The sequence below is a fragment of the Chitinophaga sp. 180180018-3 genome (assembly GCF_037893185.1).
Taxonomy (GTDB): Bacteria; Bacteroidota; Bacteroidia; order Chitinophagales; family Chitinophagaceae; genus Chitinophaga.
This window is the reverse complement of sequence record NZ_CP140772.1, coordinates 5,870,830-5,894,521: the sequence shown is the minus strand read 5'-3', so window position 1 is coordinate 5,894,521 and position 23,692 is coordinate 5,870,830. Positions and strand designations below refer to the sequence as shown.

Annotated in this window: 12 protein-coding genes; 9 read left to right on the top strand and 3 right to left on the bottom strand. The window is 48.9% G+C overall.

Annotated elements, in window-relative coordinates:
• The first annotated feature begins 43 nt into the window (after positions 1-43).
• Positions 44-2,776: an aconitate hydratase AcnA gene (acnA, locus tag UNH61_RS22825; RefSeq protein WP_326994324.1), complete on the top strand. Its 2,733-nt coding sequence runs from the start codon at positions 44-46 to the stop codon at positions 2,774-2,776.
• A 110-nt stretch (positions 2,777-2,886) separates the two neighbouring features.
• Here the strand turns inward: acnA and UNH61_RS22820 are convergent, their stop codons facing one another.
• From UNH61_RS22820 to UNH61_RS22810, 3 genes are read right to left on the bottom strand one after another with little or no spacing between them, the layout of a single operon-like run.
• A complete protein-coding gene (locus UNH61_RS22820; protein WP_326994323.1) occupies positions 2,887-5,127 on the bottom strand; it encodes a cation:proton antiporter in 2,241 nt (746 codons plus the stop codon).
• Positions 5,128-5,142: 15 nt separating this feature from the next.
• Complete coding sequence (locus UNH61_RS22815; protein WP_326994322.1) at positions 5,143-5,913, bottom strand: response regulator; 771 nt, start codon at positions 5,911-5,913, stop codon at positions 5,143-5,145.
• Positions 5,895-9,050: a two-component regulator propeller domain-containing protein gene (locus UNH61_RS22810; protein ID WP_326994321.1), complete on the bottom strand. Its 3,156-nt coding sequence runs from the start codon at positions 9,048-9,050 to the stop codon at positions 5,895-5,897. The genes UNH61_RS22815 and UNH61_RS22810 overlap by 19 nt, the downstream gene beginning before the upstream one ends.
• Before the next feature lie 204 nt (positions 9,051-9,254).
• Here UNH61_RS22810 and UNH61_RS22805 point away from each other — a divergent pair, with 204 nt between their 5' ends.
• The 8 genes from UNH61_RS22805 to UNH61_RS22770 all read left to right on the top strand — a co-directional run bounded on the left by UNH61_RS22805 (position 9,255) and on the right by UNH61_RS22770 (position 23,636).
• Positions 9,255-10,274, top strand: a complete 1,020-nt coding sequence (locus UNH61_RS22805) for a glycoside hydrolase family 43 protein (RefSeq protein WP_326994320.1) — start codon at positions 9,255-9,257, stop codon at positions 10,272-10,274.
• An 18-nt stretch (positions 10,275-10,292) separates the two neighbouring features.
• Positions 10,293-12,128 (top strand): sugar-binding domain-containing protein, encoded by a 1,836-nt coding sequence (locus UNH61_RS22800; protein WP_326994319.1) that lies wholly within the window; start codon positions 10,293-10,295, stop codon positions 12,126-12,128.
• Positions 12,125-14,173 carry a beta-L-arabinofuranosidase domain-containing protein gene (locus tag UNH61_RS22795; RefSeq protein ID WP_326994318.1) on the top strand — a complete coding sequence of 683 codons (2,049 nt, stop codon included), beginning with the start codon at positions 12,125-12,127 and terminating at the stop codon, positions 14,171-14,173. The genes UNH61_RS22800 and UNH61_RS22795 overlap by 4 nt, the downstream gene beginning before the upstream one ends.
• 98 nt (positions 14,174-14,271) lie before the next feature.
• Complete coding sequence (locus tag UNH61_RS22790; protein ID WP_326994317.1) at positions 14,272-17,433, top strand: TonB-dependent receptor; 3,162 nt, start codon at positions 14,272-14,274, stop codon at positions 17,431-17,433.
• A gap of 17 nt (positions 17,434-17,450) precedes the next feature.
• Complete coding sequence (locus UNH61_RS22785; RefSeq protein WP_326994316.1) at positions 17,451-19,328, top strand: RagB/SusD family nutrient uptake outer membrane protein; 1,878 nt, start codon at positions 17,451-17,453, stop codon at positions 19,326-19,328.
• A gap of 12 nt (positions 19,329-19,340) precedes the next feature.
• Positions 19,341-20,039, top strand: a complete 699-nt coding sequence (locus UNH61_RS22780) for a DUF3823 domain-containing protein (RefSeq protein ID WP_326994315.1) — start codon at positions 19,341-19,343, stop codon at positions 20,037-20,039.
• Positions 20,040-20,157: 118 nt separating this feature from the next.
• A complete protein-coding gene (locus tag UNH61_RS22775) occupies positions 20,158-21,090 on the top strand; it encodes a YihY/virulence factor BrkB family protein (protein ID WP_326994314.1) in 933 nt (310 codons plus the stop codon).
• 92 nt (positions 21,091-21,182) lie between these two features.
• Positions 21,183-23,636: a glycoside hydrolase family 95 protein gene (locus UNH61_RS22770; RefSeq protein ID WP_326994313.1), complete on the top strand. Its 2,454-nt coding sequence runs from the start codon at positions 21,183-21,185 to the stop codon at positions 23,634-23,636.
• Positions 23,637-23,692: the final 56 nt, after the last annotated feature.

Here is a 23,692-nt window from a genome sequence, read left to right as displayed (position 1 = left end):
TGGTAGCATCATTGTTTTTAAAAACTATTAATAAACTCAGATTATGCAGCCACGTATAGCTTCACTCGCCAAACTGGAAAAGGAAGGAAAACAGATCTCCCGGTTGCCTTTTTCCATCAGGATTCTACTGGAAAATGTATTAAGGAACCACGACAATTTCGCAATTACCGACGAACATCTCAACACACTGATTAACTGGAACCCCGCAGGAACGGATAAGGAGATTCCTTTTAAGCCAGCCCGTGTGCTGATGCAGGATTTTACAGGTGTAGCTGCAGTAGTGGATATTGCTTCGATTCGTGCGGAGGTCATCCGCAAGGGAAGGGATGGTGCTAAGATCAATCCCGCTATCCCCGTGGATCTGGTGGTAGACCACTCCGTACAGGTGGATTTTTTTGGTACGGATTATTCTTACACCAAAAACGTGGCTTACGAATATGAACGCAACAAAGAGCGTTATCAGCTGCTGAAATGGGCCCAGCAGGCATTTGATAATTTCACCGTAGTGCCGCCGGGAATGGGCATCTGCCACCAGGTAAACCTGGAATACCTGGCTCAGGGCGTGATTACCCGTGACGGATGGGAGTTTCCGGATACCCTTGTAGGAACGGATTCGCATACGCCAATGGTGAATGGTATAGGTGTATTGGGATGGGGGGTAGGAGGTATAGAAGCGGAAGCCGCTATACTCGGGCAACCGATTTACTTTACCTGTCCACAGGTGATTGGTCTTAAACTCAGCGGCAAACTGGGAGAAGGCGTTACCGCTACGGATATGGTGCTCGCCATTACGCAGCTGTTGCGTAAATACGGGGTGGTCGACAAATTTGTAGAAGTATTCGGTGATGGATTGGATCATCTCTCTGTTCCCGACAGGGCAACGATCTCGAATATGTCGCCCGAATTTGGCTGTACGGTTACTTATTTCCCGATCGACAGTCAGACCCTGCAATACATGCATCGTACCAATCGCTCTGCCGCCGACATTGCCCGGGTAGAATCGTATTGTAGGGAAAATATGCTTTGGCGTCATGGAACGGAAGAAATCACCTATTCCGATATACTGGAGCTGGATCTGAATACGATACTGCCTGCTGTGGCCGGACCTAAGCGTCCGCAGGACCGCATCCTGGTGCGGGATCTGCACAATGAATTTGAAACGTTGCTGAACAAGGAATTCAAGCGCATGTATACACCGGAAGGTAAGCGCCGTGATACTGCCTGGCTTTCCGAAGGAGGATCAGGTACGGCATTTACTTACGAAATACAGAAACATGGAGATGATGTAGCGGCGGTGGAACTGGACTATCTGAAATCTGTCAGAATTAAATTAAAGAATGAAGAATATGTGCTGAGCGATGGTGCTATTACGATAGCTGCCATCACCAGTTGTACCAATACATCCAATCCCAGCGTAATGATAGGGGCCGGACTGGTGGCGAAGAAAGCAATCAGTCGTGGCCTGACCGTCAAGCCCTGGGTGAAAACCAGTCTGGCTCCGGGTTCCCGCGTAGTAACGGAATATCTGAAACGTTCCGGATTGCTGACGGAACTGGAAGCACTGCGTTTCCATATTGTGGGCTACGGCTGCACTTCCTGTATTGGTAACAGTGGCCCGCTGCCTCCGGCCATTGCAGAAGCGGTAGATAAAGGCAATCTTATTGTGGCATCCGTATTATCGGGTAACCGCAACTTTGAAGCAAGGGTGCATCCACAGGTGAAAATGAACTTCCTTGCTTCGCCCATGCTGGTGGTAGCATACGCTATTGCCGGCCGTATCGATGTAGATATGCTCACAGCGCCGCTGGGTTATGATCCGAACGGAGAACCCGTGTACCTGCGCGATATCTGGCCTACCCAGGAAGAAATCACTGAAGCAGTGTCGGCTGCCGTAAAACAGGCTGATTTTGAGAAAACCTACAAAGTGATTTTTGATGGCGATGATCAGTGGCGTGGATTGCTGGCGCCAACCGGAAAAGATTACCATTGGAGCCAGGAGTCGACCTACATACGCGAAGCGCCTTTCTTTAAAGGATTGCCTGATGCGCCGGAGGCCATGCAGGATATAAAAAATGCACGGGTATTGTTGAAACTGGGCGACTCTGTTACTACCGATCATATTTCTCCGGCCGGCTCTTTCAAAGCGGATACGCCGGCGGGCAAATATCTGCTCGACAGAGGTATTGATCCCCGCTTGTTCAACTCATATGGTTCCCGCCGGGGCAACCACGAAGTAATGATCCGTGGTACCTTCGCCAACGTACGCATCAAAAATGAGCTGTCGCCCAAGGAAGGTGGTTTTACCACCATCATTCCCACCGGCACCGTATTGCCCATCTATGATGCTGCACAGCAATATGCCGCCAACAAAGTGCTGCTGATTATTCTGGCTGGCAAGGAATACGGCAGTGGTTCATCGCGCGACTGGGCCGCCAAAGGCACCAATCTGCTGGGTGTAAAAGCTGTTATTGCCGAAAGCTATGAACGTATACACCGCAGCAACCTTGTTGGAATGGGCGTGTTACCATTGCAATATGTAGGCGGTGAAAACGCAGCATCCCTGGGCCTTTCCGGCACAGAGTCCTATTCTGTCAGCGATATCGCCAGCGATATGACGCCCGGTAAGCTGCTAACGGTAACGGCTATATCAGATGGCGGCGCTTCCAAAACATTCCAGGTAAAGTGCAGACTGGACTCAGCGATTGAAATAGAGTATTACAGAAATGGAGGGATATTGCAGTATGTGCTGAGAGCATTCCTTAAAATTACGAATTAAGAATTACGAATTACGGATCAGAGCGAAGAGCATAGCGGATAATAGCATTTAAGTTATCCGCTATGCTCTTCGCTCTGATCCGTAATTCGTAATTCTTAATTCGTAATTCTTTATTTATTCGCTGAAAACTCCACTATCTTCTTCCTGTTCCCTACCAGCCAAACCACATCTTCCCACTCGAATATAGTGTCTGAAGCAGGGTTTAATATTTTTTCGCCACCACGTGCAATGCCTACCACCAGCGCCTGGGTTTTTTCGCGGATGCCCGACTGGCGTATGGTCTGGCCTTTGAGTCCGTTGTGCTCATCTACTACGATGCTGGTAAGACCTACATTTTCATCCGCTACATCATCGCTCCTTTCGATTTTCAGGGTATTGACAACGCGGTTGAATTCTTCCAGTTGCTCTTCTGTACCAATGGCAGTAAGAATATCGTGCGGATAGAGCTTTTCATCGCGGGTAGGAGCGTAAATAGTCACATTGCCACGCCTGATGGCGCCGACGTTGATACCATATTTTTCACGCAGCTGCAAATCGATCAGGGGCTTGTCGACGAGGCTGGACCACGGATCTATTTCTATTTCCGATACCTGTGCATCCCAGGGCACGAGGTCCGCTGCTGCTGCTTTACGGGACGCTGCATCTGCTACTTCCCGGGCATTCAGGTTGGTGAGAAAACGGCTTTCTATACGCTGATAATATTTTTGCAACTGCGAGCGAAGCACCAGCAGCACGCAGCCCAGGATGATAGCTGTACCCAATAATGCCTGCCAGAACGGGAAATACTGTTTTACGAGGAAACCCACCAGCAGCACGGCTACCACGTTGCGCGCCACTTCCACTACCACCAGCGGGCCGTGGTTATATTTGGAATCGAGCCATAATGCCTTGTAAGAGTTGCTGGAGATTTTCTGCACCATCAACGCCCAGATAAAGGGCGACATCAGCGCAATCCCTGCTATCACACACAAGACACGCGCAAGGAATGGACTACTGATGTATTTCAATATAAAAGGCCCTATGTAGTACGTGTCTAACAGGATAATGGCCAACATAATCACCGCATTCAATACAATTACCTTTACATAGCTGCGTAATACATTGCGCCAGTCGCTTTCCGCCTGCAGGGTCTGAGAACTGGCACTGTAGCGGTTCAGGGTGTTCATTAAAGATGCAGGGATGAGCTTTTCCAGCCGGTTGTACAACGGCACGGAAAATTTAATCATATACGGCGTGGTGAAAGTAGTAACGGCGGAAACTCCCACGGCTACCGGGAAAAGGAAGCTGCTGGTAACACCAAGCGATAACCCCAGCGTGGCAATAATAAAGGCAAACTCACCTACCTGCGCCATACTCATACCCACCTGTACCGATTGTTTCAACGGCTGACCGGATATCAGTGCACCAACGGTAGTGCTGAAGAATTTGCCTCCGAGCGTCAGCAACGTAATCCATAACACCGGCCAGCGATATTCGATGATCATCTCGGGATTGATCAGCATACCAACGGACACAAAGAAGATGGCTCCGAAAAGATCTTTTACAGGCTGGATCAAATGTTCCACTTTTTCTGAAGAAGTGGTTTCGGCAATAATGGAACCCATAATGAAAGCGCCTAACTCTGCTGAGAAACCCACTTTTGTGGCCAGTATCACCATACCAAGGCAAAGCGCAATACTCAGTATCAACAGGGTTTCTCCATTCATGTACCGCTCTATTTTACGAAGGAAGGTGGGCAGCAGGAAGATGCCTGCCAGAAACCATACCGCAAGGAAGAACATCAGTTTGCCGATGGTGAATAACATTTCGGTACCTTCAAACTCCCGGCTGACGGCCATAGTAGATAGTAACACCATCATGAGGATCACCACGATGTCTTCTATTACCAATACACCAAATACAATTTTTGTAAATGGTTTTTTCTTGATGCCCAATTCTTCAAACGCACGGATGATAATAGTGGTGGAAGAACTGGCCAGCAGCCCACCCAGGAAAAGACTGTCCATAAAGCCCCAGCCCATCAGCTGTCCGGTAAAATAACTGGCAATGGTAATAAACGAGATCTCCACAAAAGCCGTGATAACGGCAGTACCTCCTACACGCATCAGCTTCTTGAAGCTGAATTCCAGCCCCAGGGAAAATAATAGAAAAATAACACCGATCTCAGACCAGGTTTTTATGCCCTCCGAGTCACCGATAGTGGGAAATAGATGGAAGTTAGGACCCACGAGGAAGCCCGCTATGATATAACCAAGCACCATAGGCTGTTTCAGCCGCTTGAATAATAACGTAATGATTCCCGCCGCTCCTAAAATTAATGCCAGGTCAATGATCAATGATGGTAGATGCATACAGTCAATATCAGTTTAATGTTTTTGAATTTGCGCTACATACCGGGAAGGCAGCATGCCGAATTGTTTCTGAAAGTTCTTTCCAAAATTAGTCAGGGATGCAAAGCCGCACATATCGGCTACTTCGTTGATTTTGTAGGAGCCGGTGGATAGCAACGTAGCTGCTTTCTTAAGTCGCGCCAGGTTGATCAGCTCATGAGGCGTCAGATCTGATATGGCTTTTATTTTCCGGTAGAAGGTGGGCCTGCTCATATTCATCAGGTCTGCGAGCTGTTCCACATCCAGATCTATATTGGTAAGATGCTGATGGATCAGCTCCTGTAGTTTCTCCAGGAACTGTTCATCTGCACTGGTGTGGGCAATACTACGGAGATGTACCAACGGAGAGTTGGCGTAGTAAGATTTTACCTTATGACGGTTATTGAGTAAACTGGCGATCTGCGCCTGCAGGAATTCAGGTGAGAATGGTTTTTCCACATAAGCATCTGCACCGAGTTCCAGTCCTTCTATTTTTGACTGAAGGGTATTGCGGGCCGTCAGCAAAATGACAGGAACATGGCTCGATTCAAAGCCGGATTTAATAATATGGCATAGCTCAAAACCATCCATTACAGGCATCATTACATCACTGATCACGAGTTGTACCGGTTGGTCCCGCAGCAACTCCAAGGCTTCAGCCCCATTCTGCGCGGTAATCACCGTGTACTTATCTTCCAGATCATCGGCAATAAATGAAAGTATCTCTTCATTATCGTCTACCAGCAATATCAGTGGTTTGTTTTCCATTTACTCAGATTGAATTCTATATCCTGGTGAACAGGAAGGGTTAGGGAAAATACATTCATATCGGCTTCTCCGTTTATCAGTTCCAGACTACCCTTGTGCAATATAGTCAATGATCGCGAGAGTGACAGTCCTATGCCTGTTCCCGGTTTATCGGGCGTGCTCCTGGCCCTGAAAAAGGGCTCAAATATCTTCTCTTTCATTTCCATCGGAATCAGCTCTCCATCATTTTTTACGAGAATGGTAAAGGTGTTGTCGTGTGCATTCACAGGCAACAAATGCACAGACGCCCTGGTGGCGGCGTACCGGATGGCATTGTTGATCAGGTTGCCTATTATCTTGTTCATTGCCTCAGCATCTACATACGCAAAAAAATGGAGGGACGACAATTCTATTTTAAAACGTATATGCTGCTGTTCCGCTGCCGGTGTGAATCGCAGGTGATTCAGCTTCAGCAGTTCAGAAATGTCAGTATGTACGAAGTTCAGGCTAAAGCCATTGATTTCTGTTTTACGAAAATCCAGCAGTTGGTTAGTCAACTCCAGCAGCCGGTCGGTATTACGCTCCATGATGCGGAGGTTTTTCTGGATCAGCGGCACTTCTTCCGATTTGCGGATTACCTTTTCCATCGGGCCTTTGATCAGGGTTAGCGGCGTACGTATTTCGTGTGCAAGGTGCGTGAAGAATTCGATCTTCGCCTGGTATATTTCCTTTTCCTTTTCATGCTCCAGTATTTCCAGTTGCCGTTTCTGTTTTTGCTCCGCGCGCTGGTGATACCATCGCAGCGCCAGAAATACAATGGTGCATAACAGTATCGCATATACGGCGTAGGCCGGGTAGCTGGCCCAGAAAGGCGGCAGTATGGTGATATACAGTTCCCGTGGCTGCAGGTTCCAGTTGTTGGCGCTATTGGCCGATTTAACGAGAAAGCGGTAATGGCCTGGAGATAGTTTTGTGAAGAAGGCCTTACGATTGGTTTTCAGATAGGTCCAGTCTTTGTCGAGCCCTTCCATTTTATAAGCGTAGGCAGTCATCTCCGGTGAGGTGTAGCTTAGCGCGGCAAAGTCGATGCTGAACGACGACTGATCATGCGCCAGTGTAATCGTATCTGTCAGCGAAATGGATTTCTTCAGGATGTCGCCCACTGCTGCTTCTTTGTTCAATACCTGGAAGCCGGTGATATATATGGAAGGCTGGTAATTATTATTGACAAATGTTGCCGGGTTAAAACGGATCATGCCTTTCACACTGCCGAAGTACATGTTGCCGCTGCTGTCTTTATAAGCGGAGCTGTAATTGAACTGATCGTTCAGCAGTCCATGTGCTTTCGTATATACGAACACGTTACCGGTAGCAGGAGTGAAGCAGGCCAGCCCTTTCGACGTAGTAACCCACAGTTGCTGGCGGCTATCTTCCAGTATGCTGAACATCATGTTGCTGAGGAAACCATTATGGGTACCGTATGTAGTGAAGGTACCGGTTTGCCGGTTCAGCATACATAATCCATCGTCGGTAGCCAGCCATAACTGCTGCCGGCTGTCTTCATAAATACCATTCACCCGGTTATTACTCAGGCTTAGCTTATTATCCGGCTGGTGCAGGTATTTCCCTTTTTTTCCGTTATGCGGGTTATAATAATAGAGCCCGTCTCTGACAGTTCCCAGCCAGATAGTGCCTTCATGGTCTTCGTATGCCGTGATATAGAACATGCCTGTCGGAACATCTTTCACCTGGTTGAATCCGTTGATGGATGGATCATAGTCGTACATGCCCTGTGTAGTGCAGAGTATCAGTTTTCCGGCTTTCGTTCGCAGCAGATAGTGAATGAAATTGGAGTGCAGCTGATGCTGCTCACTGCCATCTTCATAATGTGCTACAAATTTTTCAGTGCGGAGGTTCATCACGTCGAGCCCGTGTTCGAAGGTGCCAATCCATAGCGAATCGCCCATTACCTCCAGGCCGTGCAGGTTCGTATAGGCGAGCCCGATACCCGGTGGCGGTACTGGTTTGAAATTGGTAAAGGCGTTGGTAGCAGGCGTAAACCTGGTAAGGCCGCCATCCTCGGTACCAATCCAGAGGTGCCCGTGGCTGTCGGGATGTATTTCCCGTACGGCGTTTCCACTGAGGCTGGGAGTGCCTGATTTCGGGAAAAATTTTTCGAAAGATGTATAAGGCTGCGCGTAATAATTAATACCGCCGAAGTAAGTGCCTGCCCACATGCCACCTTCCTTATCCCTGAAGAGGCAATAGATGGCATTATCCGATATAGAATAGGGATCATCGTATTTTTTCTTCAGGTTAACGACCTCGCCGCTTTGCGGATGATAAATATACAGGCCGGATTCCGTGGCAATCCAATATTCGTTGCTGCCACGACGCACGATATCCCGCGCATATATTTCCTGTTGGTCGTTGCCGGCAGGGAAAAAGTTTTCACTGGTATGTGTACGTGTATTGATCAGCTTCACACCTTGTTTTGTAGTACAAACCCAGATACTGTCTTTACCCGCGGGTATTATTTTTTCCACCCAGGTTGACTTCGTTGAACGGGACTGGTCTTTCAAAGGATATGATGTAAAGACTTTCGCTGCAGGATCATACTTCGCAATTTTACCGTCAACAGATGATGCCCATACATTTTGCTGATCATCTATACAAACAGCGGTAACATTTTGAAAGCCGGAGATCTCTTCAATACTGCCGGTACGAGGCTGGTAGCGGTAAACACGCCAGCCCCAGGAACACCAGATATTACCTTTGCCATCGCCGGTGATAGTCCGTACCTCTCCTGCGTTTTTGCTGTTAACCTGGCGGAACTGTTCATTCAGCGGATTATAAATATATAGTCCATTGTCGGTGCCAGCGTATATCTGTCCATTTTCATCTTCATATAAACTGATCACGAAATTTCCGCCCAGGCTGCCGGCTTGCTCTGTTCTGAGGAACACACGAAAAGTATAGCCATCAAACCGGTTCAGTCCGTATCGTGTTCCCATCCACATAAAGCCACGTTTATCCTGCATGGTGCAGATCACCGCATTGTTAGACAACCCGTTTTCTACCTGGTAATGGACGAAGTCCGGAACCTGGGCACAGAGCGTGTTACAAAGCAGCAGTATCAATAGGCACACATATCTCATAAAGAATTGCGAATTAAGAATTGATGATGCCTGGAATGTTTCTTTTGTTTGTGTTGCATTCTTTTTATCTTAAATGAGATGTTTGATACAAATAAGCGAAAAATTGAGATAAAACGGTAACCCTGCTAAAAAACTAACTACTAACTTAGTCACTTATTTAAGCGTTTAAATTACGCTTAAATTAATCAACCGCAAATCCATGTTATGAAAAGTTGGCTGCTACTTTGTTTTAGCTTTTTTATACTTGCTGGCAGTTGTTTTGCCCAACAGGAGGGCAGCCCGGGTACCTTCACAAATCCATTGCTGGGGAGTGGTCCCGATCCCTGGGTCATCCAATATAAGGGAATGTATTATTATATGCATACCACCGGGCACAATCTGGTGATGCGTAAAACCAGGGCTATGTCGGAGCTGGGCAAAGCGCCTGAAACGGTGATCTGGACGCCACCCCGCAAAGGGCCCAATGCCAGGGATATCTGGGCGCCGGAGTTACATCGCCTCGATGGCCGCTGGTACCTGTATTATACGGCAGGATCGTCGGACAGCGTGCATCCGCAGCATACATTCGTAATGGAAAATACCGCGGAAGATCCTACTACCGGCAGCTGGACCGACAAGGGCCGCATCCGTGATACGGCAGCAGATTATTTTGCGATAGATGGTACTGTATTTCAGCATAAAGGCAGGAATTATTTTATCTGGAGTGGTCACAATGGGAAAGATAATATTCAGCGATTATATATTGCCCGCATGAAGGACCCCTGGACACTCATTTCACCACGGGTGGAAATTGCCGCACCACAATATAGCTGGGAGCACAACGGCGTAAACGAAGGGCCGGAAATCCTGAAGAATGCAAAAGGAGAAGTATTTCTGATATTTTCTGCCAGCGGCTGCTGGACAGAGCACTATGCACTGGGCATCATGACATTAAAGAAGAATGCTAATCCGTTGGATCCAGGCAGCTGGACCAAAGCACCCGAGCCTGTATTGCAGGGTAAGCCGGAGAACGGCGCTTATGCACCCGGACATAATGGCTTTTTCAAATCAGCAGATGGTAAGGAAGACTGGATCATTTATCATGCTAACTCGAAAGCCGGCCAGGGCTGTGGAAATGCGAGAAACCCGCGTATACAGCCTGTTAGCTGGCAAAGCGACGGACGGCCTTCTTTCGGTGATCCGGTAAAGATCAATACACCGATGAAAAAGCCATCAGGAGAATAACATCACTATAGTATACATATGAGAAAAAAGTACCTGTTTTTTGTACTGGCCCTGGGATTGGGATGGAACACCGTCTGCGCACAGCAGGATTGGAAAATTGTAAGTGGTAAGATTACTACACAGTGGAGTGAAAAAGTAACTCCTGCTGCTGTATTACCTGAGTATCCCCGTCCACAGCTGGTGCGCGGCAATTGGAAAAATCTGAATGGACTGTGGGACTATGCCATCAGGCCGAAAAATGAAAACAAGCCTGCTACCTGGGATGGAAAAATACTGGTGCCATTTGCCGTGGAATCAGCATTATCCGGTGTAGGCAAAATGGTAGGGAAGGATAATGAGCTGTGGTACAACACTACCGTAGCATTACCCGCCGGAAAGAAGCTGCTGTTGCATTTCGGCGCATCCGACTGGCGTACTACCGTATACGTGAATGGGAAGGAAGTCGGTTCTCATGAAGGTGGTTTCGATCCGTTTACGCTGGATATTACTTCTTTGCTGAAAAAAGGAAAGCAGGATATCACCGTGAGAGTCTGGGATCCAACAGATGAAGGTCCTCAGCCACGCGGAAAACAGGTAAAGAAACCTGAAGGAATCTGGTATACACCTGTTACCGGTATCTGGCAAACCGTTTGGGCAGAAGCGGTAAATGATACTTACATCGCTTCTACTAAGCAAACTCCGGATGTAGATCAGCAGAGCATTACCATTACGCCCCGTGTAGAAAATCTACAGGCTGGTGATGTGATCAATGTAGCCGCTTTTGATGGTAATACAAAAGTAGCAGAAGGCCGCGTGGACGGAGAAAACGCAGTGCTGAAAATACCTTCCGCTAAATTGTGGTCGCCCGATGCGCCTTTCCTGTATGATCTAAAGTTAACGGTTACACGAAAAGGAAAAGTGATCGACGAAGTGAAGAGTTACTTTGCCATGCGCAAATCTTCCATCGGAAAAGATACCAACGGCGTTGAACGCATGTTGCTGAACAACCGTTTCGTATTCCAGTTTGGCCCGCTGGATCAGGGCTGGTGGCCCGACGGACTATATACGGCGCCAACAGATGAAGCACTGAAATTTGACATCGTTCAAACCAAAGCGATGGGCTTTAATATGATCAGGAAACATATTAAAGTAGAGCCGGCCCGTTGGTATTATTACTGCGATCTGCTCGGCATTATGGTTTGGCAGGATATGCCCAGCGGCGATCTGGGCAATGGCTGGGAGCAACGCCCGGGCGTGATAGATCATGCAACGGATAAAGACCGCTCTGCTGAATCAGAGGGCTACTACCGTAAGGAATGGAATGCCATCATCGATCACCTGTATAACTATCCTTCCATTGTAGTATGGACGCCATTCAATGAGGCATGGGGCCAGTTTAAGACAATGGATATCGCAAAATGGACCATGGAGAAAGATCCGTCCAGGCTGGTGAACACCGCCAGTGGTGGTAATTTCTACCCAATCGGCCATATCATAGATCTGCACAACTATCCGGAGCCTGCCATGCCTGATCCGGCAGTATACGGCGATAAACGCGCCATCGTACTCGGCGAATTCGGCGGTCTTGGTTTGCCGGTGGATGGCCATGTATGGCAGCAAAAAAACAACTGGGGATACCAGAGCTTTAAAACTCCGGATGATCTTTTTAAACGTTACAGCGGATTTGTAGACAGGCTGGAAACACTGATCAAAACAGGCTTGTCTGCTGCTGTATATACACAAACCACCGACGTGGAAGTAGAGATAAACGGCCTGATGACCTACGACCGTAAAGTGCAGAAAATGCCGGTGGAACAACTGAAACGCATACACGAAAAATTATACAACCCGGCCCTGGTAAACATAAAACCATGATGATGATAAAGCGAAAGGTTTGTTATCTATTGTTGCTTTCTTCTTTATTGGCGGGCGGTACGCCGGCGGATGCCCAGCATTCGCCGGTTACCGGCGCTTACGTGAAGCCGTTATACACCCCTCTTCCTTTGGGAGCTGTAAAGCCACAGGGTTGGCTCCGGCACCAGTTACAGATCATGCGCAATGGTACCACCGGACATCTGGATGAGGTATATGGCAAAGTAAAGAACGACAATGGCTGGCTGGGCGGAAAAGGCGACGGATGGGAAGAAACACCCTATTGGCTGGATGGAGCAGTGCCATTGGCTTACCTGCTGGACGATAAGGAGCTGAAAGATAAAGTGCTGCGTTATATCAACTGGACGCTCGATCACCAGCGACCTTCCGGTTATTTCGGACCGCTCACCAAAGTGGAGCGGGAAGGGAATAAAACCATCAGCCTGAGCAATGCAGCAGATGGGGACGACTGGTGGCCGAAAATGGTGATGCTGAAAGTGCTGCAACAGTACTATACCGCTACCGGCGATGCCCGCGTGCTGCCATTTATGACAAAGTATTTTCATTACCAGCTGCAGGCGCTGAAGAGCTGCCAGCTGGGTAAATGGACAGACTGGGCCGCTGCCCGCGGAACGGAAAATATGATGGTAGCGCAATGGTTGTACGGCATTACCAAAGATCCGCAATTACTGCAGCTATCGGCATTGCTGCAGTCGCAGGCCTTTACGTGGAGTGAGTGGATGGGTAACCGTACCTGGGTGATTAATGCAGCCGCACAACAAAACGATGAGCAATGGCAAACACGCCATGGTGTAAACGTAGCTATGGGACTGAAAGACCCGGTGGTGAAATATCAGCGTACCGGCGATAAGCAATACCTGCAGCAATTACAGGTGGGGTTTGCAGATCTGATGCACCTGCATGGGTTGCCTATGGGGATTTTTTCGGCAGATGAAGACCTCCACGGTAACTCTCCCGTACAGGGAACCGAGTTGTGTGCCGTGGTGGAAGCCATGTATTCTCTGGAGGAAATTATCGGCATCACCGGAGACCCACAGTATATGGATGCCCTGGAGCGCATGACATTCAACGCGCTGCCAACACAGACCACAGATGATTATAATGCCAAACAATATTTCCAGGTAGCCAACCAGGTAAATATCAAACGCGGCGTATTCAACTTTTCATTACCATTCGACCGGGAAATGAATAACGTGCTGGGCATGCGCAGTGGTTATACCTGCTGCCTTGCGAATATGCACCAGGGCTGGACCAAATTCGCGTCCCACCTGTGGTACAGCACTGCCGGGAACGGACTGGCAGCGCTTACCTATAGTCCTAATGAAGTAACTGCCAAAGTTGGCAAAAACAATACACCAGTTACCATCACAGAAAAAACAGTGTATCCTTTTGAAGAACAGGTACAGTTTGTATTGCAGACTGCGCAGGCAGTGAGCTTTCCGCTGCAACTGCATATCCCCGCCTGGTGTAATGAAGCCGTAGTATTGCTCAATGGTGAAAAATTACGCACAGAAAAAGGCGGGCAGGTAATCACTATTCAGCGTACCTGGAATAACAACGACCAGCTAACGCTGCAGCTGCCCATGCCGCTGAAAACGTCGAACTGGGGCCGTAATTCAAGAGCAGTGGAGAAGGGCCCGGTCGTATATGCGTTGAAGTTATCCGAGCAATGGGAGAAAGGCCACGATGAAGCAGAAGGCGACTATTTCAGCGTATTCCCGAAGGATCCCTGGAACTATGCGCTGGTAGAGCGGATCGTACAGGATCCTGCCAAACACCTGAAAGTAAAGACACTCCGGCCGGTAGGCGACGATTTTGTGTGGAACCTGGAACATGCCCCGATTGCTATCACCGCCACCGGTAAAAAGATTCCTGAATGGAAAATCACAGATGATGTAGCACAACAACCCGTTACCGACAGGAACGGTGTATATAAAGGCAAAGTAGACAACAGGGAAGAAGAAATAACCCTGGTACCTTACGGGTGCACCAAAGTAAGGATTGTAGCATTTCCTGTAGTAAAGTAGCAACGATAGGTTTCTGTAGTAATATCAACCAAGGAACAACCGAATAATAACAGTTATGTAACACTGAGTCTCCAACAATTACTCCTAAAAAACATGTTATGATTATGCGATTACGTATCCACTCTATGTGGAAAGTAATGCCGGGTAGCCTATGTCTGCTACTCATGGCATTACTGCTCTCCACTGCCCTTTTTGTACAGGCAGCCCCGGCGGATATTGTTGTTACCGGTAAGGTAACCGACGATACAGGCACCCCGCTCACCGGGGTAACCATCAGCCTGAAAGGCTCCAATAAAGGCACTTCCACCGACGGAAAAGGCAATTATTCCATCTCTGTACCAGATAACAATGCAGTGCTGATATTTACTTTCATAGGTTTCCTCAAACAGGAAATAACGGTTGCCGGTAAACAGGTGATCAATGTACAGCTGAAAACCGACAGCAAAGGTTTGGGAGAAGTGATAGTAGTGGGATATGGTACCCAGAAGAAAGAAAGTGTTACCGGCGCCATTTCCGGTGTCACTGCCAGGGATCTGGAAAGAGTGCATGGCACTACCGTCAGCTCTACCCTGGCTGGTAAAATCCCCGGCGTTACTTTCCGTATGCCCGATGGCAGACCCGGCGCCAGTGCCAACATCCAGATCCGTAATATGGGTAATCCCCTGTATGTGATCGACGGGATACAGAAAGATGCCGGACAATTTAATAATATTTCACCCAACGACATCGAATCCATTACGGTGCTGAAAGATGCTTCTGCCGCTATTTATGGTGTGAGAGCGGCAAACGGCGTAGTGGTGGTAACTACCAAGCGCGGTAAAACCGGCAGCGGCAACGCCATTAACGTTGACGCATATACGGGATGGCAAAACTGGTCGAGGTTCCCTAAAACAGTGAATGCCTACGAATGGATGCTGGGTAAAGCCGATGCTGAAATGAATGTTAACAAGCATACCGATATTACAAAGGCGGAACTGGAAAAGTGGAAAGCAGGAACCGAGAAAGGCTACCAGAGCTTCGACTGGTATGATTTTATTATCAAGAAGAATGCGCCGCAGCACTCCATCAATGTAAACGCCACCGGCGGTTCCGAGAATATCAACTACTACCTTTCCGTTACCAGGCTCGATCAGAAAGCGGTGCTGGGCAGGGAATTCGATTTCAATCGTACCAATATACAGTCGAATGTAGATGCGAAGATCACCAAACGCCTGAAAGTAGGCGTGCAGATCAACGGTCGTATTGAAGAAAGGGATAACCCTGGTGTACCGGGAGCCGATGACTACTGGGCGCCGCGCTTTGCCCTGTTCCGTAACCGGCCTATCGACCGGCCCTATGCCAACGACAATCCGGCCTATCCGAACGATATAGGCCACAACACCGAAAACTGGGCACTGCAAACGAAAGCCCTTTCCGGCTACTGGACGGAAGACTGGCGCGTGCTGCAAACCAACTTCAACGGCGAGTATCAGACTCCGGTCAAAGGGCTCACCGTGAAAGGAATGTACTCCTATTATTTTGCAGATAAGCTGATGAACGGGCACGAATATACGTACGATACTTACTACTTCCGCCCGGAAGACAGCAGCTATATCAAACGTGGGGGCAGCTCCAATCCCTGGAGGGAGCGCGGTAACCACAAAGTGCTGGAAAATGTACTGCAGGGACAGATCAACTATAACAATACATTCGGCAAACATAACATTGGCGCTACTTTCGTATCGGAACGCATCAACAGGCGTGAGCTGGATGTATGGGTACATGCGGTACCCAAAAATAATACACTGCCGCTGATACAGTTTGCAGATATGGATACCTATAACGATGCAGACTGGCAGGAGGCCAGGATAGGCTACATCGGCCGGTTGAACTATGGCTATGCCAATAAATATTACCTGGAAATAGCCGGCAGATACGATGGTTCCTGGAAATTTTCGCCTTCCAAAAGATGGGGTTTCTTCCCGTCTATATCCGGCGGCTGGCGGATTACAGAAGAGAATTTCTTCCGGAACCTGATCGGTCAGCGCAGCGTGCTGAGCGATCTGAAGCTCCGCGCTTCCTATGGTGAGCTGGGTGACGACGATATCGGTATCGGCGCATATGATTACATACCAGGCTACACTTATGGCAGCTCCACCGTAATACTGGGAAAAGATGGAGATGTGATCAGAGGCTCAAGGGATAAGGGCGTTCCGAGCGACCGCCTCTCCTGGTTTGTCAGCCGTATCACAGATATCGGTATCGATTACTCCCTGCTTAATGGAAAAATCTCCGGTGCAGTAGATTACTTCTACCGTAAACGTACCGGTCTGAAAGGCGATAAGAAAGATGTGCTCGTTCCTAACGAGATCGGCTACACGCTTCCGCAGGAAAACGTGAGAAGCGATGCTCAGATGGGTGGTGAAATATCAGTAGCCTATAACGGCAAAGCAGGTAAGGTTGATTTCAGTGTAGGTGGTAACTTTTCTTATTCCCGTAAAAAACTGCTTGCTTCCTATAAACCGCTCTGGGGTAACTCCTGGGATCACTACCGCACTTCCGCCGAACAACGCTGGGACGGCATTTACTGGGGCTACGAAGTGATTGGGCAATTCAAGTCGCAGGATGAGATCAACAACTACAAAGTAAATGTTGATGGAAGAGGCAACACTACCTTACTCCCGGGTGATTTTATTTACAAAGATGTAAACGGCGACGGTATTATCAACGACTACGATGTACGCCCCATCGGTTACCAGACTTCCGATAACCCTACTGTTAACTATGGCCTGAACCTTTCTGTACGCTGGAACGGCATCGATTTCTCCGCCGATTTCTCCGGTGGCTCCATGTATACCTATGCACAGGATTGGGAAATGAAGTGGCCTTTCCAGAATGGCGGTAACCTCCTCAAACAGTTCTACGACGACAGATGGCACCGGGAAGATCCTTTTGACCTGAACAGCAAATGGATACCAGGTAAATATCCGGCGCTGCGCTTTAATGACGGTGGACACAGCAATTATAACAAGCCTTCCTCTTTCTGGGTGACCAATGTTTCCTATCTGCGTATGAGAACAATGGAACTGGGATATACTTTACCACAGCAATGGCTCGACAGGGTTAAGATCAAAAAGATCCGCATGTATGTGAATACCTACAACCTGTTCTCCATTGATAATGTGCATAACCTGGGCGTGGAACCGGAAATTATTGATCCTAACGGATTGCAATATCCACAGAACAAACTTGTGAATGTAGGCTTTAATCTCACTTTCTAAGTATTAAATGAAGTATTATGAAACAGCGTTTCCTCTATATATTGTTGCTGCTGATTGTCGGTGGCGCGGCCTGTAATAAGGACAACGATTACCTGGACCGTCCGCCTACCAATATCCTGCTGAATGAGCAGGTGTGGAAAGATCCGGTACTGGTATTATCCGTTGTTGCAGATTTGTATGATCGTTATCCGGATTATCAGACCATAGAAAACTGGTCTGAGTTTACTGCGTTCGACGAAGGCTTTGCCTCTGAATACGGCCAGTACTGGCGCCATAAATTTCAAAACTACGACTTTGGTAACTGGGGCGACTGGAACTATGGTTACCTGCGTGAATTGAACCTGTTTATCGACAAATGTGCAAAGGCCGATAAGCTGGATGCACCGGTACGTAACCAGTTTTTGGGCGAAGCCCGTTTCCTGCGTGCATCAGCATATTTTGAATTGGTGAAGAAAATGGGCGGTGTGCCGCTGATACTGGAGCCGATGGTATATGACTATAAAGGTGATCCCGGCTATCTGCGCCACCCGAGGGCGAAAGAAGCGGAGATCTATGATTTTATTATTAAGGAGATGGATGAAATCAAAACGTTGCTGCCCGATGATCCGGCGCTGAAATCGAGGGCTACCAAAGGTCTGGCGCTGGCCATGAAAGCAAGGGCGGCACTGTATGCCGGTTCCATCGCGAAGCATGGAGTGAGCACACCTGAAGTATCTTTGCCGGGAGGAGAAGTAGGCATTCCGGTTGCAAGGGCAAATGAATACTATGGTATTGCGTTGCAGGCCGCGAAAGAATTGATCGCCGGAGGCGGATACTCACTCTACAGTAAAGTAACAGACAACCTGTCTGCTAACTTCGCTGCATTGTTCTACGATAAGAAAGGGAATCCTGAAGTAATTTTCGCGAAAGACTTCAAGCTGCAAAGCGGTAAGGTACAGGGCTGGACGTTGGCAAACTCTCCCCGCAGCTCCGCAGAAGAAGCACAGGGTGGCCGGTTAAATCCTTCGCTGAACCTCGTGCAATCCTTCGAAAAGCTGGATAATAGCTTCGCGCCGTTCGTTACTGCCAACGCCGACGGCAGCTACATTTACTTCACCAATCCGGGGGATATATTCACTGGTCGTGATGCGCGTTTAGCCGGCACCGTTATACTTCCGGGCAGCGAATTTAAAAGCAAGAAAACAGATATCTGGGGAGGCCTGCTGAAACCCGATGGTAGCATTGTAACCGCTACTACTTTCGGAGGACAGTACGAAATTTCTCCGGGAGTAAAAGTAGTGGCTGCCGGATTCGACGGCCCGGCGGGCGACCTGGAAATGGGTACACAAACCGGATTCTTCGTGCGCAAATTCATGGACCCCGCCACCGCTTCCGGTCGCATCGGTACGCAGAGCGAAGTATGGTGGATCCGTTACCGTTATGCCGAAGTACTGCTGAATGCAGCGGAAGCTGCATTTGAACTGGGACAGTTACAGGATGCCGCCAATTATATAAACCAGGTCAGGGCAAGAGCCGGATTCACTACCCCGCTCAATGCTGCCGACATTACATTCGATCGTGTAGTACATGAAAGAAAAGTAGAACTGGCTTTCGAAGGACATGAGCTCTGGGATATGAAACGCTGGCGCCTTGCACACATCGTTTGGAATGGTAATGCCACCGACCTTACTACGCATCCCGAAAAAGCCACGGAGCCCGGCACGCGTGTATTTGGCCTGGTACCTTATAAAGTGTATAACCCCGGCAACGCCAATAACGGTAAATGGGTTTTCCGGAAAGTGCTGCCAGCACCGGTTACAGAAGCGCATCGCTTCCGGCTTGGAAACTACTATTCCTGGATCAGCGATGAGATCCGTAACAATAACCCGCTTATCATAAAAAATCCTAACCAATAAAAGATACCCGTTATGAAATGGAATATGCTGTATATACTCTTTGCAGGCCTGGTATTTGCCTCCTGTAAAAAAGATAATTACCCGGCGCCGGGCGCTTCTTTCACAGGAAGGATCGTATATAAAGGAGAAGCAATCAATGTTAGTCAGCAGGATGTGTACTTCGAACTATGGGAATCGGGCTGGGGTAAGAAAACGCCCATCAACGTTGCCATAGCACAGGATGGTTCATTTTCAGCCCTGCTCTTTGATGCAGATTATCAGCTGATCATCCCCGCTAATCAGGGGCCGTTCAAAACCATCAAAGATGCAGCCACTCATACAGATACCATGTTGCTGAAACTACATGGCAATACCAAACTCGACATCGAAGTGATGCCCTATTACATGATACGGCAGCCACAGTTTACCGCCGGTAATGGCAGGATTCAGGCTACCTGCCAGATCGAACAGATTATCCAGGGCGCTGATGCGCGCCCTATCGAACGGGTATCACTATACGTAAACAGGGTACAGCTCACCGATGGCAACCTCAAAATGAAGTGGGCCGATCTCAGCGGTGGCAGCATCACCGACCCGTCGCACATCTCTCTTCAAACAGATATCCCCACCATCGTTCCTGCCCAGGATTACGTTTTTGCAAGGATTGGCGTGAAGATACAGGGCGTGGAAGATATGGTGTTCAGTCCGGTGCAGAAAGTAGCGTTGAAGTAATTAAGAATAAAGAAAGAAGAATTAAGAAGGAAAGCGGAGATAGTAGCGAATCGCGCTTTCCTTCTTAATTCTTCTTTCTTTATTCTTAATTCTTCCAAAATCGCTAACTTGGCCACCAATGAGAGGCGTCCCAACTGTTACAAAGCATCATCTGCCCCGCTGGCAATTATTTCTGCTTTCTTTCAAGGAAGCATTCAAGCGGTTGCAGGCAAATGATCCGCTGCGTATGGCGGGTGCTACCGCCTTCTTTACCACGTTTGCACTCCCGGCCATCCTCATTATCATGATCCAGTTATTGCGTATTATTTTCCGTATCGATCATCCGGGACGGAGGTTACGAACACAATTGGAAGGCATGTTCGGTGTTGAAACCACCAATGCTATACTGGATACATTGAGGGCTTTCCGCAGCATTCCCCAGAACTGGATCGTGGCGATTGCAGGATTTATTTTCCTGTTGTTTGTAGCTACCACACTATTTAAAATCATCAAGGGCTCGCTGAATGAGCTGTGGAAGGTACGGCCCGCCAGCCGGCAGAATTTCCGGCATATCATGGTATCCCGCTTCAAGGGGGCACTGGTGATTGTTTTTGCCGGGATATTGTTTATCGTGGACCTGGTGGCGGATACGGCACGTATGTTCCTCGGCAGGTATATCGGCGAATATCTGCCGGCGCTGGCTATCTACTACAACAGCGCATTGAATTATGTCATCTCTGTGATTGTGGTGACGATCTGGTTTTTCCTCGTGTTCCACTTCCTGCCCGATGGCAGGCCCCGCTGGAAAGTAGGAGTAACCGGTGCACTGGTGACCAGCATCCTGTTTAATATCGGGAAGATGATCCTGAAGGTGATGCTCTCCTATGGCAATATCAATAGTATTTACGGCGCTTCCGCCTCTATGGTGCTGCTGTTGCTGTTTATGTTCTATTCTTCACTCATCTTTTACTTTGGCGCCTGCTTTACTTACGATTGGGGCATACAAACCAGCCGGCCAGTGGAACCGCTCGCCAATGCTACCCGTTACGAAATTACCGACGCTGGCGGGTGAGGCAGTTATCCCGACTGGTGAGCGTTTAGCTTTTTATGATCGTTATTTAACATCTGCTCCCTGCGGACACCTATTTTCTCTATCTTGATAGAATGATGAAACGCTACAAATATTCCACGCTATCTACTGCACTTTTACTGGCTACCTTAGCCACTGCTGCGCAATCCGATGTAACGGTACGTTTCGATGAACCGGCGAAACATTTTACGGCATCTGCTCCCTTAGGCAACGGCCGGATAGGAGCCATGGTGTTCGGGAATACCAACCGGGAACGAATTGTACTGAATGAAATTTCCATGTGGGCGGGCGGTGTTCAGGACGCCGACAGCCGCGAAGCGGTGAAATACCTGCCGCAGATAAGGCAGCTGCTGCTGGAGGGAAAGAATATCGAAGCACAGCAGGTGCTGCAGCAATATTTTATCTGCCAGGGCCCCGGCTCCGGTAGCGGTAATGGGGCTAAAGTGAAATTCGGATGTTACCAGACCCTGGGAGATCTTTTTATACAATGGAAAGATACGGTATCGGATATACGTAATTACCAACGCGTGTTAAGGCTCGATAGCGCTATAGGCACAGTGAGCTGGGAGAGGAATGGCATTGCCTTTAAAGAAGAGGTACTGGTATCCGCTCCGCAACAGGTGGCGGTGATCAGGTTAACGAGTAACAAACCTGGCGGACTTTCCTTCAGTACCGGCCTGTATCGCCGGGAAAGGGCCGGCATCCGCGTAGCTGGGGATGCCGTGGAAATGAACGGAATGCTGGATGGCGGTAATGGGGACGCGGGTGTGAAATACGCTGCTGTGCTGAAAGTACTGACGAAAGGAGGCACTAAAACGCAACAACAGGATCAGGTAGTGGTAAGCGGCGCCGACGAATGTTTATTGCTGGTGGCAGCTCATACAAATATGAACTGGCCCAATGTTGAGAAACCGGGGCCGGATCCGATGCCTCAGGTAAAGACGGATATTGCGAAAGCGGTGGCCGTAAAATGGCCGGAGCTGCTGCGCCACCACGTGGCGGACTACACTTCTTTCTTTGATCGTTGCAGGTTGTCGTTTACAGATAAAGCACAGGACGCCGTAAAAGATATCTCTACGTTACAGCGTTTGGAACGCCTGCAGAAAAACGGGCAGGATGCTTCGCTGGCGGCACTGTATTTTAATTTCGGCCGTTATCTGCTGATCAGCTCTTCCCGTAAGAACGGAATGCCTGCTAACCTGCAGGGCCTGTGGGCAGAGGAATACCAGACGCCCTGGAATGGCGATTATCACCTGGATATTAATGTGGAGATGAACTACTGGCTGGCAGAAGTCACCAACCTGTCCGACTGCCATCAGCCGCTGTTTACATTGGCGAAACAGATGTCGAAGTACGGCCGGCATACTGCAGAAACCTATTACAAAGCCCGTGGCTGGGTGGCGCATGTGATCACCAATCCATGGGGTTTTACTTCCCCCGGAGAAGGGGCCAGCTGGGGATCTGCACTCACAGGAGGTGCCTGGGTAGTTAGTCATCTCTGGAAACATTACCAGTATACAAACGATCAGCAATTCCTGAAGGAAATATACCCGGTGCTGAAAGGTGCCGCGCTGTTTTATAAAGATATTCTTATCACCGAACCATCGCACCAGTGGCTGGTAACGGCGCCTTCCAATTCGCCGGAGAATGCGTACGTGCTGCCCGATGGCCGGGAGGGGCAAACCTGCATGGGCCCCACGATGGATATGCAGATAGGCCGCGAGTTGTTGCACGCAAACCTGGAAGCAGCACAGATCCTGAAAACAGATAAGGCCTGGGCCGATAGCCTTAAACTGGTGCTGGGCCGCCTTGCACCCAATCAGATCAGTGCTTCTACCGGTGGTATACAGGAATGGCTGGTCGACTATAAAGAAGCAGATCCGCATCACCGCCATGTTTCCCCCTTGTATGGCCTGTATCCTTACGATGAAATTACACCCTGGGATACGCCTGATCTGGCGGCAGCTGCGGAGAAAACGCTGCTTCGGCGGGGCGACGCCGGCACCGGCTGGTCACGTGCCTGGAAGATCGCCTTCTGGGCGCGCCTAGGTGATGGCAACCACGCTTACAAAATGCTCCATGCTCTCTGGACGCCAGCTGCTGCTGGCAGTGAAATTCAAATGAATTCAGGAGCAGGTACCTACGCCAACCTGTTCTGCGCACATCCTCCGTTCCAGATCGACGGAAACCTGGGCGCCGTAGCGGGTATCGCGGAAATGCTCCTGCAAAGCCACGGCGCGGAAAATATTATCCGCCTGCTGCCCGCATTGCCGGATAATGAATCGTTCAGCGAAGGAAAAGTAAAAGGACTCTGCGCTGTGAATGGCTTTGTGGTAAGCTTCTCCTGGAAAAATAAACAGGCAAAAGATATCAGTATCCGCTCCAACAGTGGACTGCCCTGCCGCATACAACTGCCGGGAAGCACCGTGGTGAAAGACCTCAACGGCGCCGTTATTCCGCATCAGTACCATAACGGTATACTAACCTTCAACACAAAGAAAGGGATGAGCTACGTGCTCAAAGGATGATTTTTCTGATGATCCTGGTGATGCAGGATAACCCGAATGGCTATATCTTTGTTTCA

Excerpts from the sequence above, each read along its gene's own strand:
- UNH61_RS22815 (WP_326994322.1), bottom strand. The coding sequence starts at position 5,913 with ATGGAAAACAAACCACTGATATTGCTGGTAGACGATAATGAAGAGATA.
- UNH61_RS22810 (WP_326994321.1), bottom strand. The coding sequence starts at position 9,050 with ATGAGATATGTGTGCCTATTGATACTGCTGCTTTGTAACACGCTCTGT.
- UNH61_RS22805 (WP_326994320.1), top strand. The coding sequence starts at position 9,255 with ATGAAAAGTTGGCTGCTACTTTGTTTTAGCTTTTTTATACTTGCTGGC.
- acnA (WP_326994324.1), top strand. The coding sequence starts at position 44 with ATGCAGCCACGTATAGCTTCACTCGCCAAACTGGAAAAGGAAGGAAAA.
- UNH61_RS22770 (WP_326994313.1), top strand. The coding sequence starts at position 21,183 with ATGATGAAACGCTACAAATATTCCACGCTATCTACTGCACTTTTACTG.
- UNH61_RS22775 (WP_326994314.1), top strand. The coding sequence starts at position 20,158 with ATGAGAGGCGTCCCAACTGTTACAAAGCATCATCTGCCCCGCTGGCAA.
- UNH61_RS22800 (WP_326994319.1), top strand. The coding sequence starts at position 10,293 with ATGAGAAAAAAGTACCTGTTTTTTGTACTGGCCCTGGGATTGGGATGG.
- UNH61_RS22790 (WP_326994317.1), top strand. The coding sequence starts at position 14,272 with ATGATTATGCGATTACGTATCCACTCTATGTGGAAAGTAATGCCGGGT.
- UNH61_RS22780 (WP_326994315.1), top strand. The coding sequence starts at position 19,341 with ATGAAATGGAATATGCTGTATATACTCTTTGCAGGCCTGGTATTTGCC.
- UNH61_RS22820 (WP_326994323.1), bottom strand. The coding sequence starts at position 5,127 with ATGCATCTACCATCATTGATCATTGACCTGGCATTAATTTTAGGAGCG.
- UNH61_RS22785 (WP_326994316.1), top strand. The coding sequence starts at position 17,451 with ATGAAACAGCGTTTCCTCTATATATTGTTGCTGCTGATTGTCGGTGGC.
- UNH61_RS22795 (WP_326994318.1), top strand. The coding sequence starts at position 12,125 with ATGATGATGATAAAGCGAAAGGTTTGTTATCTATTGTTGCTTTCTTCT.